This window comes from Clostridium sp. DL-VIII (genome assembly GCF_000230835.1).
Lineage (GTDB): Bacteria > Bacillota > Clostridia > Clostridiales > Clostridiaceae > Clostridium.
The window spans coordinates 5,686,951-5,706,601 of sequence record NZ_CM001240.1; the positions used below are offsets into that span (position 1 = coordinate 5,686,951).

At 29.8% G+C, this 19,651-nt stretch carries 13 protein-coding genes and 1 riboswitch; of the genes, 1 reads left to right on the plus strand and 12 read right to left on the minus strand.

The features are described 5' to 3' along the window. Positions 1-88: 88 nt before the first annotated feature. The gene (locus CDLVIII_RS25900; RefSeq protein WP_009172453.1) at positions 89-1,057 is read left to right on the plus strand and encodes a P1 family peptidase; all 969 of its coding nucleotides are present in this window, start codon (positions 89-91) and stop codon (positions 1,055-1,057) included. A 61-nt stretch (positions 1,058-1,118) separates the two neighbouring features. Here the strand turns inward: CDLVIII_RS25900 and clpB are convergent, their stop codons facing one another. The 12 genes from clpB to rnr form a co-directional block, all read right to left on the minus strand. Beyond that, entirely contained in the window at positions 1,119-3,728 is a 2,610-nt protein-coding gene (gene clpB / locus CDLVIII_RS25905; RefSeq protein WP_009172454.1) for an ATP-dependent chaperone ClpB, read from the minus strand. Between the two features lie 464 nt (positions 3,729-4,192). After that, positions 4,193-5,455 carry a helix-turn-helix transcriptional regulator gene (locus tag CDLVIII_RS25910; protein WP_009172455.1) on the minus strand — a complete coding sequence of 421 codons (1,263 nt, stop codon included), beginning with the start codon at positions 5,453-5,455 and terminating at the stop codon, positions 4,193-4,195. Positions 5,456-5,490: 35 nt separating this feature from the next. Beyond that, positions 5,491-6,792, minus strand: a complete 1,302-nt coding sequence (locus tag CDLVIII_RS25915) for a tetratricopeptide repeat protein (RefSeq protein ID WP_009172456.1) — start codon at positions 6,790-6,792, stop codon at positions 5,491-5,493. Between the two features lie 257 nt (positions 6,793-7,049). After that, complete coding sequence (locus tag CDLVIII_RS30925; RefSeq protein WP_009172457.1) at positions 7,050-7,226, minus strand: hypothetical protein; 177 nt, start codon at positions 7,224-7,226, stop codon at positions 7,050-7,052. 120 nt (positions 7,227-7,346) lie between these two features. After that, positions 7,347-8,291: a ribonuclease H family protein gene (locus CDLVIII_RS25920; protein ID WP_009172458.1), complete on the minus strand. Its 945-nt coding sequence runs from the start codon at positions 8,289-8,291 to the stop codon at positions 7,347-7,349. 65 nt (positions 8,292-8,356) lie between these two features. Further along, positions 8,357-9,319: a DUF1232 domain-containing protein gene (locus tag CDLVIII_RS25925; protein ID WP_009172459.1), complete on the minus strand. Its 963-nt coding sequence runs from the start codon at positions 9,317-9,319 to the stop codon at positions 8,357-8,359. Between the two features lie 355 nt (positions 9,320-9,674). After that, positions 9,675-10,505, minus strand: a complete 831-nt coding sequence (locus CDLVIII_RS25930) for a MetQ/NlpA family ABC transporter substrate-binding protein (RefSeq protein ID WP_009172460.1) — start codon at positions 10,503-10,505, stop codon at positions 9,675-9,677. Between the two features lie 12 nt (positions 10,506-10,517). Then, positions 10,518-11,156 carry a methionine ABC transporter permease gene (locus CDLVIII_RS25935; RefSeq protein ID WP_009172461.1) on the minus strand — a complete coding sequence of 213 codons (639 nt, stop codon included), beginning with the start codon at positions 11,154-11,156 and terminating at the stop codon, positions 10,518-10,520. Next, entirely contained in the window at positions 11,156-12,121 is a 966-nt protein-coding gene (locus CDLVIII_RS25940) for a methionine ABC transporter ATP-binding protein (RefSeq protein ID WP_009172462.1), read from the minus strand. The genes CDLVIII_RS25935 and CDLVIII_RS25940 overlap by 1 nt, the downstream gene beginning before the upstream one ends. 149 nt (positions 12,122-12,270) lie before the next feature. After that, positions 12,271-12,385, minus strand: a riboswitch (SAM riboswitch). 311 nt (positions 12,386-12,696) lie between these two features. Then, positions 12,697-15,957: a 5'-nucleotidase C-terminal domain-containing protein gene (locus tag CDLVIII_RS25945; RefSeq protein WP_009172463.1), complete on the minus strand. Its 3,261-nt coding sequence runs from the start codon at positions 15,955-15,957 to the stop codon at positions 12,697-12,699. A 420-nt stretch (positions 15,958-16,377) separates the two neighbouring features. Next, on the minus strand, positions 16,378-16,845 hold the full coding sequence (gene smpB, locus CDLVIII_RS25950; RefSeq protein ID WP_009172464.1) for an SsrA-binding protein SmpB: 468 nt from the start codon (positions 16,843-16,845) through the stop codon (positions 16,378-16,380). Positions 16,846-17,140: 295 nt separating this feature from the next. Continuing rightward, positions 17,141-19,324 (minus strand): ribonuclease R, encoded by a 2,184-nt coding sequence (gene rnr / locus CDLVIII_RS25955; protein ID WP_009172465.1) that lies wholly within the window; start codon positions 19,322-19,324, stop codon positions 17,141-17,143. Positions 19,325-19,651: the final 327 nt, after the last annotated feature.

The following is a 19,651-nucleotide window of genomic DNA, read 5'->3' on the forward strand; positions in this document are numbered from 1 at the left end:
TCTTTAATGATGACCAATGATTTTAATTAACTTTATTATCCTTGGTCATTTATTTATATAAATTTTTATTATAAGGAGCATTTTATTTATGAAAGAAATAAAGTTTTGTGATATAGATGGTATTAAGCTTGGTCATGCTGAAAATAGAGAAGGTGGTACTGGCTGCTCAGTTATTATATGTGAAAAAGGTGCTACTGGTGGTGTTGATGTTCGTGGTGGAGCACCTGGAACTCGTGAAACTGATTTGCTTGATCCAATGGAAATGGTAGATAAAGTTCATTCTGTAGTTTTGTCTGGAGGAAGTGCCTTCGGATTAGATGCTGCCTCTGGCGTAATGGAATATTTAGAAAAGAAAGATATAGGCTTTGATGTAACTGTTGCTAAAGTTCCAATTGTATGTGAAGCTGTGTTATTCGATTTAGCCTTTGGTGATCCAAAAATAAGACCAGATAAGGAAATGGGATTTAAAGCATGTATTAATTCTGAAATCTATACTGATGATATAAATGGAAATATCGGTGCAGGATACGGTGCAACTGTAGGTAAATTTCTCGGTCCTGCTTACTCTATGAAAGGTGGACTTGGAACCTATGCAATAAAAGTCGGCGAGCTTGAAGTTGGTGCCATAGTAGCTGTAAATTGCTTAGGTGATGTAATTGATCCTTCTAACCTTAGCATTATTGCCGGTGCATATGATAGTAAAAATAAAGTTTTTTTAGATACTGAACGCTTAATTCTTGAGAATTTTCAAAATCCCAAAAATCCATTTAAGGGAAACACAACCATAGGTGTTATAGTAACAAATGCAGATTTTACAAAAGCTGAAGCAAATAAAGTGGCTTCAATGGCTCACAATGGTTACGGAAGAACTATGAGACCTGCTCATACAATGTTTGATGGAGATACTATATTTACAATGGCAACAAATAAAGTTAAGTGTGACGTCACAACTGTAGGCATGTTAGCTGCTAAAGTCATGGAAAAAGCTATAATCCGTGGCGTTAAATCTGCACAGGGATTATTTAATGTTCCTAGTTTTTCAGATATAAATAATTAGTCAAAAATTTAATCCGGTTATTTAAAACGCTGCTGTTTTAAATAACCGGATTAATTATATATTATTGATTTTTTAATGATATTGGTGTTATTACAATTTCATCACCATTTCTATCAATTCTAACCTTTGAACCGTAAGTTAATTCACCTTTTATTATCATCCTTGCAAGTCTGTTTTCTAAGGTGTTTTGAATATATCTCTTAAGTGGTCTTGCTCCATAGACTACATCATAGCCTTCTCTCGCCATTATTGTTTCAGCTTCATCTGTAACTTCTATTTCTATATTCTTATCTTTTAATCTTGAACTTACATCTTTTAAGAATATATCTATAATTCTCTTTATACCAATTTCAGTCAATGGTTTAAACATTATAGTATCATCTACTCTATTTAAAAATTCTGGTTTAAATCTTGATTTTAGAACACTCATTACCTTTGTTTTAATTTCTTCTTCAACATGATTTTCATTTTTATTTTCTAGCAAGTATTCACTTCCAATGTTCGAAGTCATAATTATTATAGTATTCTTAAAATCAACTGTTTTACCTTTGTTATCAGTCAATCTACCATCATCTAATATTTGAAGGAATATATTAAATACATCTTCATGTGCTTTTTCAATTTCATCAAATAAAATTACACTGTATGGTTTTCTTCTTACTGCTTCAGTTAATTGTCCTCCTTCATCATAACCTACATATCCTGGAGGCGCTCCAACTAACCTAGATACAGAATGTTTTTCCATATACTCTGACATATCTATACGAATAATGCTTTCTTCAGAATCAAATAAATTCCTAGCTAGAGTCTTTGCAAGCTCTGTTTTTCCTACACCTGTTGGTCCTAAAAATATGAACGAACCTATTGGCCTATTAATATCCTTAAGCCCTGCTCTTGCTCTAAGTATAGCATTAGTTACAGCTTCAACTGCTTCACCCTGCCCTATTACTCTCTTATTCATTTCTTCTTCTAATCTTAAAAGTTTCTCTCTTTCTCCTTCAAGTAAATTACTTACTGGAATTCCAGTCCATTTTGAAAGAACAGCTGAAACTTCCTGTTCAGTAACTTCCTCTTTTAGCAAGGCTCCCTCATAATTATCTCGAAGTTCAATTTCTTTTTGCTTAATTTGCTCTTCTAGTGCAGGAATCTTACTGTACTGAATTTCAGCGACTTTATTATAATCAAAGTTTCTCTGAGCAGCTTCTATCTCTCCCCTTGCATCGTCTAGCTGACTTTTTAAGGTTTTTATAGCCGTAATCTGCTCTTTCTCTTTTGTATATTTAGCAGTCATTTCATCATTTTTTTCTTTAAGCTCCGCAAGTTCTTTTTCAAGATCTTCTAATCTTTTTTGTGAGCCTTCATCCTTCTCTTTAACTAAAGCTTCTTTTTCAATTTCTAATTTGAATATCTTTCTTCTTATTACATCAAGCTCTGTTGGAAGCGAATCAATTTCTGATCTTATCATTGCTCCAGCTTCATCAATTAGATCAATTGCTTTGTCTGGCATATATCTGTCTTGAATGTATCTATCTGATAGTTTTGCTGCAGCTACTATTGCTGAATCATGAATTCTAATCCCGTGATGAATTTCAAATCTTTCTTTTAATCCTCTAAGTATTGCTATTGTATCATCAACTGTAGGTTCGTCAATAATTACTGGTTGAAATCTTCTTTCTAAAGCCTTATCCTTTTCAATATATTTTCTATATTCATCAAAGGTTGTAGCACCAATACAGTGAAGTTCTCCTCTTGCAAGTAATGGCTTTATCAAATTTCCAGCATCCATAGCTCCATCAGTTTTACCTGCTCCAACTATAGTATGAATCTCATCAATAAATAATAGTATTCTACCTTCACTGCTTTGAACTTCTTTTAATACTGCTTTTAATCTTTCTTCAAATTCACCTCTATACTTTGCTCCAGCTATTAATGATCCCATATCTAATGAGAAAATGATTTTATCTTTTAAGCCTTCTGGAACATCACCTCTTACTATCCTTTCAGCTAATCCTTCAATAATTGCTGTCTTACCAACTCCAGGTTCTCCTATTAATACTGGATTATTTTTTGTTCTCCTAGAAAGAATTCTTATGGTTCTTCTTATTTCTTCATCTCTTCCTATAACAGGATCAAGTTTATGCTTTTTAGCAAGGTCAACTAGGTTAGTTCCATATTTAGCTAAAGCATCATATGTTCCTTCTGGATCTTGTGTCTCAACTCTTTGATTTCCTCTTACTTCTGAAAGAACTTTCAAAAAATTGTCTTTAGTTATACCATAATCCTTTAATATTTTTGAAACCTGGCTATTCTTTCCTACATCCATGATAGCAAGCATTAAATGTTCAACACTTACATATGAATCCTCAAATTGCTTTGAAAATTCTTCTGCTTTAATTAAAGCTTCTTCTATTTTTCTAGTAATATATACATTACCAATACCTTCTCCTTGAACTTTAGGCATGGAATCCAATTCTTTATTTATAGAATCTTTTATATTCTTCATAGGTACGCCCATTTTGGTAAAAATATTTGGTACCAATCCATCATCTTGTTCTACTAATGCTGAAAAAAGATGAATTAAATCTATTTGTTGATGATTGAATTTAACTGCTATAGCATTAGCGTCATTTAATGCCTGTTGTACTCTTAATGTCATTTTATCAATATTCATATCTATTCCTCCAATCTTATAAATAAACAAATCAATAACTTGATTTATTACTTGTAATTTTTAGATTATACTACTTACAGTTATAACTTATGATTTAAAAAGGAAGTTAAACTGTGTACTGCTAATTGCAAACTGTTTATAGTTTTTCTTCTGTATATATAATAATATATTGGTCAAAGAAAGTCAAAGTGTATTTGAAATTAATTTAATTTATTTTTTTCAATAAAATAAAAATGACAGGTTACTTTCTCCATAACTTAATAATATAAAATTATCATCTCATATTATTAATAAATTATGTTCAATCTAACCTATCACGTAAAGTTCTATAAAATTTCTTTCTCTCACAATATATTTAACGAAAGCTTACACTAACAAGGCACATGAAAATAAATAACGAGTCCAAAATAGCCTTGCAAGCGGACTTGTTATTTATTTGATAGTGCCTAATTATATAACTACTATTAAATTTTCTTATCTACAGAAAAAGCTAAATTAAAATACTTTAATGAATCTGTTGTTGATCCTAATTTATAATAAAGCTTTCCCATATCCATATAACGATTCTTTCTTTCTTCTCTTGTACCAAATTTAAATAATGAATCTAAAGATAAATTCATGTATTTTTCAGCTTCCAGGTATCTATCCATTTTTTGAAGTATTATTCCTTTTAAATAATACGATTTTTCAATTAATTTTATATTATTTGTAATAATTGCTTTATTTAATGATTCTTCTGTTATTTTACATGCTATTTCGTACTCTGAATCATCTATAAGAATTCCAGTGCAATAATTTAAAAATTCCACATTCTTTTCAATATTATCTCTTGGGAATATCTTAATTCCTTCCTCTATTTCCCTAATTGCCTTTTCTTTTTCACCAACCTCAAAATAATACCTTCCATAATTTCCATGAGATAGTGCCAATAGAATAGGATTGTACTTTTGGTATTCGAAAGCTTTCTTCTTATATTTATCTACACAGTCTTTTTTTAATTTAATGCATATAGCTGCGTATATGTGATAAATTTTCCCCTTACTTTCATCACTCTTAAGATTATCAACATATTCTATAATTCCTGAGAGAATAGCATAAGCCTCATCTAATTTATTTAAATTTTGATAGCATAAAGCTTCATTATAGCTTATTAAGCAATATTCACTAATAACCATTTCTTTTTTCTGTTCGAACATTTCTCTGAGCTTACTATAATACGAAATTGCTTCTATATATTCTCCATTTTGAGAAAGATATCTAGCCATGTCTTTAAAATATATTATTGTATTTTCTTCTGTATTATCTCTTTGATATAAATCATAGTATTGAGACACTATTAATTGAATATTTTCGACCTTATTTTCCTCTACATAGTAAGAGAATAATATATGTATTAGGTCGAAAGCTAAATCATAATACTTATACTTAAGTGCATAATTTAAATTATCTCTTAATTTATTTTCCGAATCAGTATCACATGAAACATTCTTTTTCATTATTTTTAAGTTATTAGATATTTGTTCATAAACATCTTCTATTAAATATTCTAAATCAATTTCAATTTTTTTCGCTATATATTTGAGTAATTCCTTATCTGCTTTGATCTTTCCATTCTCTATGCAGCTCATCTTAGCTATTGATATTTTATCTTCACATAATTCTTTTAATGTAATTCCCTTAAATATCCTAGCTCTTTTTATTTTTTCACCAGTAGACAGTATTTCCAAAATATATCACCCATTTACTCTTAGTTTTTTGCATTTTAATTTTCTAATTTCTCAGCTTCATTAAATAATTTTATTCCTTGATTCAAATAATAGGCTGCTTCTTCTTCTTCTTTTTTATCTATGAAATATTTCCCGACCCTCATAGCTAATTCTCCTGCTTTAGCTAATCTTCCACTATCTTTTGCTAGAACATACGTATCAATTAATACAGTTTCTGCTTGTTCAATTTTGTCCTCAATATTAAACAAAGTATATTTAATTAACTTACATTTTATTTTTCTATCAACGTCATCTTCATCAATACTGTTTTCTATATTTTTTAATATTTTACTGCATTGCTCAATATTTTTTAATTTTAAATAACATGTACATATATCTATTAATATATCATTGATATGACCTACGTGATTTTGAGCACTAACATTTCTAGATATCTCATAATGTTTGATTGATTCTTCTAAATCTCCTAATTCATAAAATAATTTACCTAAGTTATGCTCTATATTTACTATGCTCTTGTTATATTGTATTTTTTTATATACCTCTAACGTTTTCTTTGAGTATTTTATAGCATTTATCAAATCACCTTTTTTGTTAAACTCTTCTGCTAGGCCAAATAAATTTTTTGCGTAATTCTCATCATTATATATTTGTTCAAATCTTTCCTTTGCTAAATATGAGTATTTTAATGCTAATTCTAAATCTTCCACATCATAATAAGTTCTAGACATATTATAATAGATTTCTCCCATTAAGAAATCATCTACAACTTTATTATCAAGGTAAACTTTTTCTGCTTGCTTTAAGTAACTGCTGGCAGAATGATAAGCTTTTAATTCTAAAGCTATATTAGCTAGGTTTAAAAAGGTTTTTATTATTTGTTCATAGTTATTACTTTTAACAAAAATAACATTTGCAGACAAGAAAAATTTTTGAGCTAAAGGGAAATCTTTTTTATACATATAAGATTTTGCTGTAATAAAATATATTACTGCCTTCCTATACTCCAAATTATACTTTTCGCAATAATATAAAGCGTTATCAATATATCTTTGTCCTTTTTCATAGTCGCCTTGTAATATACAAGATTCTCCTACTTGCTCATAGTATAGGCTTATTTTTTCTGCTTGGCTTTCTTCCGATTCCATTAAATATTCTACTGTAGTATTTAGTGCATTTGCTAAGTACTCTAATAAGTCAACTGATGGATTTGAGCGACCAGACTCAACCAAACTAATTTGTCCTGGAGTTATTCTGTCTTTAGCTAGATCTTTTAATGTCATATTTAATTCTTTTCTTCGTTTTTTGATTTTTTCTCCTAGTGATAGAATTTCCATTTTTTCAATCCTTCTCTATTCAACAAATTCTTTAATCGATTAATATATTTTTCCTTAATTATAACATAAATTTATAAAAAACTGCACAAAAATATAAACGTACCCCAAATTTTATATAATTTAATTGTATTATCCATTTTTATGCAAAAAAATATAAATAAAATAAACAAAAAATAAAAAGACATGAAAATCACTCATGTCTTTTTATCCAAAATGTAGCATTATTAAAATTCAATTTTTTGTAGTTAGTCTATTTATTATCTCATCCAGCCATGAATTCCATGATAAGTAGACTCAGCCATACTTCTCATTCTTCTTCCTGCTCTTTTCATTGTTCTTTGAGGGCTTCTATCATCATAGTATGGCATCATTGCCATTTCAACAGCCACTCCTATTAAAATCCCTGCCATCATTCCTTTTGAGAATCTTTCCATAATCAACACCTCTTTAATATTAATTTAATTTTCTATAAGTAGATTATGTAGTAATTAAGAAGTTATCCAAGTTAATTTATTGAATGATTACTTCTTATTTCAAATTAAAGATGAAATCCCCTAAAGCTGTTCCAATAAATATAAAATAAATTTTTCTTTTTCCTTACTTAACAATTTTGAAACTATTTTTTTACATTCTTTAGAATTATTTTTATGCAAGCTTACAATTTCTTCAAATCTACTTTGCTCATCAGCTTCTTCACTATTTTCTTCTATTATTTCATCTAAGATTTCATTTTTATTATCACTACCACTTATAATTATGTGATTATCAGAAGATGGCGCTACACTTAATATTTGATTTTTTACTTCAATACTAGAAACTTCTATAATGTTTTTTTTAAGTAATTTTTCTACTGCTTTATCAGAAGGTATTCCTAGAACTTCCTTACATTTCTCATCCACAAGCTCATTAAATAAATCACCAGTATGACTATCTACTTTTACAAATATTACTTCAATACCAGAATTCATTAGCTTTTGCATATTTTCATAATATTCCATTGAAGATTCTTCTTTTCTTTCCCAAGAGCCAGTAGCATGATGAGCTATTCCTTCATAATCGTGAAATATAACTAATTTCTTTTGACCTTGCCTTAAAGCATATTGAGCAGCTTTAAGAGCTCCTTTAAGTTCACCTGCTATTTGTCTTATGTTTTTTTCTGATGAATTCTTTTCCGCATTACTTTCTATGTATTCTACTACATTATTATTTACACATACTAAACCATATGAGTATCTTCCATCTGAAGAATTATAGCTTCCATCAACATAAGCATGAAGGCAGTCTTTAGGATAATTCTCATCGCTCTTTTTTAACATTCTATTTCCTTCACTTAAATATGCTTTTGCATCTTCTAAGTTTTCAAAGCTCTTATATTTAGCTCCCTTCACGCCTTTAACATATCCTAAACATTCTCCCCACGTAGCAACTATAATATTCTCTACTTTTTTATCATTTTTTAAATCATATCCATATTGTATAGCATAAACTTTTTTAGCCATTGTAATTTACCCTTTCTTATTTGATATTCTCTAACTAATATTATATCCTAAATATCAGAAAGCTTTTATAATGTAGATAATTCTGCAATAACAGAGTATAACCTTTCCACATTTCCAGCTTTAGTAAAATCCATTAAATATTCAACGCCCTTTTGTAATACTATGACCAGATCATTTCTACCTTGCCAATTCTCTACTATTATTGATAATGGAATATCCTTAAGAACTTTATTTAGTGCAAATAGTATAACTCCAATATCATCAATTGCTCCTACAAAAGGTATCTTATTAGGTATTAAATTACTTGGCATTGCTACATAACCTATAGCTGCTGACATTATTAATTTAGTCTTTATAGGTACTCGTTTATCCTTAAGCAATCTATAGATCAGCGAAATTATATCAGGCAGTATAAATATGTATTCTTTGTATTTCTCAGTAAACTCAGGAAGCTTGTCCTCTACAATTTTTCTTCCTTTTGAATAGCTGTCTTCAACTTTTTCCGTAATTTCTAATGCTAACTTTGCCTCTTCATCTTCTTCATTAACCTCTTCCACTTCTATCTTCTTTATCAAGTTTCCTGCTATAGAAATATTAACATTACTAGCTTCCACCCATAACTCAGATCTTTTCATAAATATCTCATCAATATTAAGCTCCACAAAAGGCACATCCTTAAGTACTGTGTTAACATCTACTATCACTCTATCTTTTTGACTATGTATCCCATATTCTTTAAATAACTTTAACAATTGTTTTAATGCAAAACTTCTAAAAACCCTAAATACTCCTAAGTTTAAAATCTTTGCCTCAACTACTCTAAAATTAATTTTATTTTGCATACATTCAATTAATTCTACTTTTACTGCAAATTCTATTTTAATTCTTTTTCTAAAATTTCCTTCTAATAATATTCCGTTATTAATTGATATGCTTGTTAATGTTAATCCTTCAATTTTAACGAATTCATTAATAATACTTAATATATCACTTCCAAGTAACTTAACCTTTACCTCTGATATCTTCATATTTTTATTCCCCTTTAAAATTATCTTCCTAAATATACTTAAAAGTATACATTATTCCAGGTAATTATTAAAGATTTAGTTCTTCACTCTTCCTTATAATAATAAATATGTTTTCAATAATGAACTTCATATGAGCAAATGCTTACTTATATAAATTTCAATGATAAATTGCTATTACATTTAATATGGATAAATAAAGACTCATGATTTAAATTAGCAATATGATAATAAAATTTATATAAATTAAATAAGAATTCAATATATAAAAGAAAGAGTACTCTTTCATTCAGAGTACTCTTTCAAAAATCATCCTATAAGACACGATCAAATAGATAACAATTCTATATGCCTAAAACTAAAATACTGGAATTACTGATCCATTGTATTCCTTATTTATAAAGTCTTTAACTTCTTGTGAAGTCATTGCTTTCATTAAAGCTTTAATTTTATCTTTATTTTCATTGCCTTCTTTTACAACAACAATGTTTGCATAAGGTTTAGCTGCTTCTGAATCTTTATCTTCAATTATTATAGCATCTTTTGCTGGATTAAAGTTAGCATCTAATGCATAGTTTCCATTTATTACAGCTGCATCAACATCTTCTATTGATCTTGGAACTGTTGCTGCATCTAATTCATTAAATGTTAACTTCTTAGGATTTTCTGTAATATCCTTTGGTGTAACTAATTCACCATCTGCAATTTTAATTAATCCCTTACCTGCTAATAGCTTTAATGCTCTAGCTTCGTTTGATGGATCATTAGGAATAGCAATTGTAGCACCATCTTTAAGTTCATCTATGCTCTTAATCTTATGAGAATATAATCCCATTGGTTCTAAATGTATAGCTCCTACTGAAACTAAGTGATATCCTTGAGCTTTATTTTGCTCATTTAAATATGGAGTGTGTTGGAAGAAGTTTGCGTCTAAATCCCCTTCTTCTACAGCAGTGTTAGGTTGATTATAATCATTAAATTCTGTTATTTCTACTGTATATCCTTCTTTTTCAAGTAATGGCTTAGCCACATTTACTATTTCTTCATGTGGTTTTGGTGTAACACCAATTTTTATTACCTTATCTTCTTTAGAATCTGAACTTCCTGTATTAGAAGCATTTCCGCAGCCTACTAATCCTAGTGTAACTACTCCCGCTAAAACTATTGATAAAATTGATTTTTTCTTCATGTTTATTTCCCCCTACTTTGATAATTTATTGTAAAAATAATTGCCTATAAGCTGTAGTCCTTGTACCACTATAATTAAGACAATACATGTTACTACCATATAATCTGTTTGGAATCTTTGATAACCATAGCTTATCGCTACTTGACCAAGTCCTCCGCCTCCAATTGTTCCTGCCATTGCTGAATACCCAACAATACTTATTATTGTAAGTGTTATTCCAGATGCTATTGAAGGAATTGCTTCTTTAAGCATAACCTTAAATATAATTTGAGTATTTGATGCCCCAAAGGATTTTGCTGCCTCAATCATTCCTTTATCAACTTCTCTAAGTGCTGATTCTATTATTCTTGCTACAAATGGAGCTGCTGCAATCGTAAGTGGAACAATAGCTGCCTCTGTCCCTATTGATTTTCCAGCAATAAATCTAGTTAAAGGTATTATTGCAACCATTAATATGATAACTGGAAAACTTCTTAATATATTAATTATTAAATCTAAAACAGTATAAACAACTTTATTAGGTTTTAATCCATCCTTTGCAGTAACTGTTAAGATTATTGCAGGTATGAATCCTAAAATAAGTGAACCAATAGTTGATGCAAAAACCATCTCTAATGTTTCTATTAAAGCTTTTACTATTATCGCATTCATTATTCAATTACCTCCAATAAGATATCTCTATTTTCAAGATATTTTATAACCTTGTCCTTATCTTCTTCTTTAATATTTATTACAAGCCCCCCTAGTACTTCACTTCTAAATCTTTCAAGCTTACCCCAAACTATTGAAAAATCTATTTCGAGTTCTCTTGCCATTTTGGTTATAAGCGCATTTTCTGATGAATCACTTGGGAAGAATAGCTTAATATTAACTCCCTCATCAGGTAATAATTCATCATCTTCTTCACCCAAGAATTTCTTAAGAGACTTTCCAGGCTTTAAGAATAAATCTTCTGCTCTTCCTTCTGCTTTTATTTCTCCACCATCTAATAATGCAACTTTTTCACATATTTCTTTTATTACTTCCATTTGATGAGTAACCATGACTATTGTAATTCCTAGTTCTTTATTTATCTTAGAAAGTAATGCCAAAATATCTTTTGTAATCTTAGGATCTAAAGCTGATGTCGCTTCGTCACAAAGTAATACCTTAGGATCTAATGCTAATGCTCTTGCTATTGCTACTCTTTGTTTCTGACCACCACTAAGCTCGGATGGCTTGCTTAATTTTTTATCTTTTAATCCAACTAAATCCAGTAATCTTGATACCTTGTCCTTGATTTCGTTTTTATTATATCCCCACACTTCAAGTGGAAGAGCTACATTATCAAAAACATTCTTTCTCTGCATAAGATTGAAATTTTGAAAAATCATCCCCAAATCTTTTCTAAATTCCCTTAAACTTCTGCCATCTAATGAAGAAACTTCTTTCCCCATTACATTTATTGATCCTCCATCATAAGATTCAAGACCGTTAATGCATCTAAGTAATGTAGATTTTCCTGCACCACTATGACCTATTATTCCATAAATTTCGCCTTCTTTAATGTTTAGCGATACATCTTTTATAACTTGTGCTTCCCCAAAATTTTTAATTACGTGTTTAATTTCTATCAAAACACATTTCCTCCTTTGACTTTGTTTTGTTAGTTTCCGGATAACTAAGGCAGCAAAATAAAATAATTATTAATCACTTTAATAATGCACCTCAAAACAAAAGCGCCAGAGAATAAATCTCCAGCGCATAAATACCACTCAAATTTATCCTCTCATCTTTCAGCTACTCTGCTGCTGGAATTAGCACCATATAAATATTGAGATAAACAATATTTCGGTTGCCGGGTTTCATAGGGCCAGTCCCTCCACCACTCTTGATAAGACATCAGATTATTTAATTTAGTTTCTTAAATGATTATATAAACAATTTTTTCATTTGTCAACATCTAAAAACCAACCACAAAATCCAATTAATTTATTCAATTCAAAGCATTATGCTCGGATTACTATAATTATTATATATATTCTGTAATTATTTTGCAAGAACTTTTTCCTAATTTAAAATAATTTCCAATACAAACGATTATTTCAAAGTAAATACTTATAAATTTCTAAAATAGAACCATGCATATACTAGAGAAATCTGTTTATGCATGGCTTTCTATTCTATCATCTTTTTTATTGTTTCATGTGATTTAAGCTACATTTTTTTCTTTGGCTATACTTGTTACTGTGCTCCAATTTGCTGAACATTTAGGAGATATTTCTACATGTTTTTTTATATATGCTGTCATTAAGCTTCTTACCTGTCCATCATCACCAAGAGCCTTGCCAGAATCATAAGTTACTATGCTTGGATCAGTATTGCTCAATCCTGCTGCCTTCATAAAACCGCCACCGCCATTATATCTGTAATTATTGATTGCAACAGTAAATTCATCTGAATCTTTTACCTCTACTCCATTGACTTTTAAGTTCTTTATTCTATTTCCTGAAATAACTCTTCCAGTTTCTTTATCAACAGTACATGCAGGCTGAGTTAAATCTATATCATAAGTTGCACCATATAGTTGATCTAAGTTATAATCAGGAATATTTAATACTGAATCTTTAGTTATTGCTGAATTATTTCCACTTGTTTGGGCATAATACCTAACTGAATATTCCATCCAATCTTTTAACTGTCTGCCGTTCATCTTAACTCCATATAAAAAGTTTTCAAAAACATAAACCGCCATCATATCTTTAATGGTAATATCACCACTTGGTATATATGCAGTTTCACTTAATGGTGCTGCTATAGACAATTGTGTTCCTGCACTTTCTTTTTGAACTTCATTAATTAATTCCATAATTGCTGTCGGCTTACTAGTTTGATCCTTTCCAGTAAATTCTCCAGTTGAAGTTCCAATCTTTGTGTTTACATATTTTATTGTAGCATCTTCATATGGATTGATTAAATTAACTATGTCTGGATCATCTTGTATACTATTATCTATATCAACATTCTTTGTTGAAAGCCCAGAAACTTTCCCATTTGAATCAACATTGATATTTATTTGTGCAATTCCTGTTGCCCCTTTAGTTGATTCAACTATTGGAACGATTTTACCTTCAGGATTCTTTTTAGTTAAGTCATTAACCTTTAGATGAGTATGCCCTGCAACAATTGCATCTATACCGCTAACTTGAGTTGCTATTGCATTAACTTCATTTTCTGGCAAAACATCTGCAGCACTTTCTTGACCACTATGTGCTGAAACTATAATTACATCTGCTCCTTTTCCTTTTACTTCATTTACCCATTTCTTAGCTTCATCTACAAGGTCATTAAAATGTAAGCCTTCGTAGTGCTTTTGATCTTCCCAGCTTGGTATGCACTTATTTTCCAATCCTATAACTGCAACTTTTATATCTTTTCCATTAATATTAAAACTTTTAATTATATATGGTTGTACAAAATTTGTTTCATCCTGCTTATATATATTAGCTCCAAGTACTGCTATTCCTTCTTTTTTATAATCTCCAATCACTCTATTTAATACGTCTAAGCCATAATTAAATTCATGATTTCCTAAAGTCCAAGAATCATATTTCATTGCTCCCATGACTTTAGCCATTGGATATTCTGAGCTTGTATCCATTATATCGTAATAATACGAAAGTGGTGTTCCCTGAATTGTATCACCATTATCAATTAACATAACGTTCTTATTATTTTGTCTTACACTTTTAACATATGTTGAAACTTTAGCTAAGCCCTGTGCCTTAGCTGGTGCTTTTCCTGTTGCATAATCATAATTTAAAACTGTGCCATGAACATCTGTTGTTGCGAGCAAAGTTATTGAACTAGATGTGTTAATCATTCTTGGAATATCCACATTAGATATTGTATTCTTATCATTTTTATCTTTATTAGCTTTGCACCAGTCTATAAATGCATCTCTTACCAAAGTATGAGTGTCATTTGCCACATCTAATCCGCCGTACTTTGTAAATGCTGTAAATGAATCTCCACCTTGAGCCACGAAATCTGGAACTGCTACAGTTAGCTTTTCAGTATCACTAATTTCACTTCCATCTTCTTTTGTTATAGATTTAACCCTTTGCCCTGATGGAAGTTTTGAATCATAAGTAAACTTAATACCTGATACTTGTAACCCCTTACTGTTATCTGCAACTGCCTGTTCTAAAACTTCTATTAATTGAGACTTTGTCATGCTTAATTTATATATCGTATTATCAAAAGGCATAAACTGCCACATAGTACCTACTGTAATATTTCCTTTAGGTATATCTATTCTAAGGCCTCCATTATTTTGAAAGCCTACATCAGCTTTAACTGCATTCCTTGTAACATCAGATGCCCAATTTCCAAGTATTGATGATCCATAAGGAGATACATCCAATGTTCTTGTTAAATCGCTTTCTGTATTATATCCAATAACTTCACTAGTCATGGGCTCTATCTCTTTGTTAGCCTGTTTAACAATTTTATCAACATCGCTATCAGTTTGTGGTTTAGCAGCCTTATATCCTTGTTCATTATCTAAAGCTACGTAACTTGATTCAAGTTTTGGTGTATCAAATACAACTTTTTTATCACCAGTTATTTCAAATTTTGCATCTATATATCCTTTCCCATTAGAACCGCCAATATAAACTGGAATTTTAGTAGTTTGAGCTATTGCTGCAGTTTTAGTATGGCTATGACCTCCAAACACCGCATCTACATTTTGAAGTTTATTGGCTAAATCAAATACTGGTCCTGTAGCATTGTCACCTTTATCACCTTCATGTACTAACGCTATTATTACATCTGCTAATTTACTTTGTTTTATTTGTGCTGCAACTGAATTAATTTCACTTGCCAAATCTTTAAATTCATAATCTTTCACATACTTAGGTGATACACTTGTTTCTGTTTCTAGTGTTATTCCTCCGATAATTGCAATCTTGATTCCATCTTTATTTATAATTTTATACGGATCAAATACTCTCTTCCCACTTTGTTTATCATATAAATTGCTGCACACTATTGAATATGCTGCACCCTTCATAGTTGTATTTAAAGTTGTGTCTAATCCCCAGTCAAATTCATGATTACCTAGAGTAGTTACCTCCATGCCTATTTTAGACATGACTTCCTGAACTGGGACTCCTTTCATAATGTTGGATGTTGCAGATCCCTGATATAAATCCCCGCCTCCTAATATTAAGGTTCTATCAGGATTAGATTTTTTTACGTTGCTTAATCTATCTGCCAAAACTCCTGCAACTGGATTTCCTGAAGTATCATTTAAGGTTCCATGAAAATCTGTAACCTCAATAATATCAAAGTTTTTTTCAGTATTTGCAGCATATCCCACTGATGGAAAAGCTGTAAATAATGTAATTGCTAAGAATAAGCTAGTTAAAAAAGCTATACATTTTTTCCCCTTTAATAATTTTTTCAATAATAACCCCTCCTAATTTTATTATTACATAATATGTATATTTTTCTATATTATGAATTATATAAAATATTCATTAAAACTTTATACTTCACTTTTAACATTGTGTAATATAATTCTTAAATTTATGAACAATTGCTCTAATATGGTTATTATTTATCATATTGATTGGGTTATAATGTAAATATCACTTTTCTATATTCTATTACAGTAAAATTTATTAACAATTAAAAAACTACCTAGAAATCAATTTTATGAATTTCCTAGATAGCTTAACTGTATATATACTTCTTTTAAGTAAATTTGTCTCCTGTCAGATATAAAATATCTATACCAACTTCAGACTTAGGCACTATCAAATAAATATAACGTCACCTTGCAAGGCTATTTTGGACTCGTTATTTATTTTCATGTGCATAATTACTATTTATATTTTTCCTTCATTGCTCTATCAATATCTCTTTTGTGTGCTTTTTCAAGCATTGAATCTCTCTTGTCGTAATTCTTCTTACCTCTGCACACTCCAAGAGCCACTTTAACTTTACCTTCTTTTAGATATAGTGATAACGGTACTAATGTATATCCATCTTGAGATACTAAACCATCAAGCCTTCGTATTTGATCTCTATGCAATAATAATTTTCTTTCACGAAGCGGATCTACATTAAATATATTTCCTTGTTCATATGGTGAAATATGCATATTTTTTATAAATATTTCACCATTATATATATCTGCATAACAATCTTTAAGATTTACTCTCCCGTTTCTTATAGATTTAACTTCTGTTCCAACTAAAACTAAGCCTGCTTCCATTGCTTCTTCAACAAAATAATCATGTCTTGCTTTTCTATTTTCAGCTAATGAATTCTCATTCTTTTTTCTTGCCATTTTACTCACCCACTTTGTTCAGTTAACAGTTCATGCCCTTTAGGGTATCCTGTGGACAATTTACAGTTAACAGTTTATGCTGAAGCTCTGAAAGAGAAAATTCGAATAACTATCATTGGAATCTCACTTATCTCACTTTTTCCTTCAGAATTTCTAAAATATTTAACTCATAAGTACTAATTAAATTTATTAATTAGTACTTATATATTATAAATTTAGCTTATAACATTAATATAACAAAATTATATTATACATATCTTTGCAAATCAATCAGAATTAATATTTGTGGATTAAATTATACTAATTCTAGCACTTGATCTTTTGATTCATCTTCTACTGCTTCTCTTTCAGGCTCCTGAGTAATCTTAAAGAATACTTCTCTATTTGTTATATCTACATGAACACATTCTACTTTTACTTTATCTCCAAGCTTATATAACTTTTTAGTTCTTTCACCAATAAGGCTTAAGTGTGCTTCATTAAAGATATAATAATCATCATCTAAGTCAGTGATGTGAACTAAACCTTCAATTGTATTAGGCAATTCAACAAATACACCAAAAGATGTAACTGAAGATATAACTCCTTCAAATTCTTCACCAATTCGCTCTTGCATATATTCAGCCTTTTTAAGATCATCAACTTCTCTTTCTGCATCCTGAGCTTTTCTTTCCATTTCTGATGATTGCTTTGCTGCATATCCAACTATATTCTTTAACTTATTTATCCTCTTCTCATCCATTTCTCCATGAAGGTATTCTTTGATAATTCTATGAATTTGTAAATCAGGATACCTTCTAATTGGAGACGTAAAGTGACAATAGTACTGTGCTGCAAGTCCAAAATGGCCACTGCATTCTGGTGCATACTTTGCCTGCATCATAGAGCGGAGCAATAATGTGCTCACGACAGTCTCTTCATTTTTTCCTTTAACTTTTTCTAAAATTTCTTGAAAGCTCTTAGGTACTATTTCTTCTGTCCAATGAACATTGTACCCTAAATTATAAACAAATTCCTTAAACTTAGCTAATTTCTCCTCATCTGGATTCTCATGTATTCTATATACAAAAGGCAAATGAGTCCAGAACATATGCTCCGCAACTGTTTCATTAGCAGCTAACATAAATTCCTCTATCATCCTGTTAGATATTTCACGTTCATAAGGTTTAATTTCAATTGGTTTCCCAAGTTCATTTAGTGTTATTTTTGCTTCTGCTATTTCAAAATCAATAGCACCTCTTCTAGTTCTTTTTTCTCTTAAAATCTTACAAAGCTCTTCCATCATCTTAAAATCTTCATAAAGATAATCATATCTCTTTATCAGTTCCTCATCATTATCTCTCAAAATCTTCGTAACATCTGTATATGTCATTCTTTCATTAGTCTTAATAATAGATTCCACTATCTCATGATTTACAACTTTTCCTTTATGATCTATCTCCATAAAACAGGATAAAGTTAATCTATCTACTTTAGGATTTAATGAGCAGATTCCATTAGATAATTTTCTAGGTAACATCGGAACTACTCTATCAATTAAATACACTGAAGTTGCTCTTTTTAACGCCTCTTTATCCAGTGGATTATTTTCTTTAACATAATGAGTTACATCTGCAATGTGAACGCCAAGTTTATAATTTCCATTACTTAATTTTTCAATAGATACAGCATCATCTAAATCCTTGGCATCTTCTCCATCTATTGTAACCATTTTTAAATCTCTTAAATCTCTTCTGCCTTTATATTCTTCCTCATCAATTTCTTCTGGAATATTTTCAGCATAATTTAGCACTTTTTCACTAAATTCTTCTGGAAGTCCTAGCTTCTTGATAATCATCAAAATGTCTATTCCCCTATCGCCTTTTCTTCCAAGAACTTCTGTTACTACCCCTTCTGCCTTTTTATTTCCTTCTGGCCATTTTGTTATTTTAACTGTAACAACATCGCCATCTTTAGCTCCATTTCTATCCTTCTTCGATATAAATACGTCTTTTGATATTCTTGGGTCCTCAGATACTACAAATCCGAAATTTCTAGAGTCTTCGTATACACCAACTATTTTTGCTGTATTTCTTTCTATAATTTCGACTACTTCTCCTTCTCTCTTTTTCGTATTCGTATCTTCTCTAGTTATCCTAACAGATATTTTATCCCCGTTCATTGCTCCTTTCATGCAATTGCCTGGAATAAACACATCTTTTTGTCCCTCTTCTTCTGGAATCAAGAATCCAAAGCCTTTTGCATGGGCCTGAAGTGTTCCTACTATTAATCCTTCTTCTTCATGATCTTCTTTAGCAATCATATATTTATCTTTTTTTGTCCTTATAATAAAGCCTTCATTTTCCATCATTTTTAAAGTCTTCTTAAATGCATTATATTCATTTTTCTTTATATCAAATACAGCTACTAATTCTTCTATATCCATTGGTCTATATGCAGGTTCTTTCATAAAACTTGTTAATGTTTGTTTTATTCCCATAATTTTTCCTCCATTGTATCATTACTATATATTATTCCTATATATCTATATACTACCACAATAATATTAAACAATATAGATAATATCTCTCTCAAGTATTAGTATTGACACATATTAAGTAATTTATTAGCATGCATTTGAATAATCTATTTTAATAAGAAAGCAGATAATCTTTATACTATAATTATCTGCTTTTAATACATTATTTATTTTAGTATCTATTTACTACTAGGCTTTATTCATATTGAAGAGAAAGCTAAACATTTTTAATAACTCTTTTTTATATTAAGCATATTATAATTTATTATTTTTCCCAAATAATAAAGC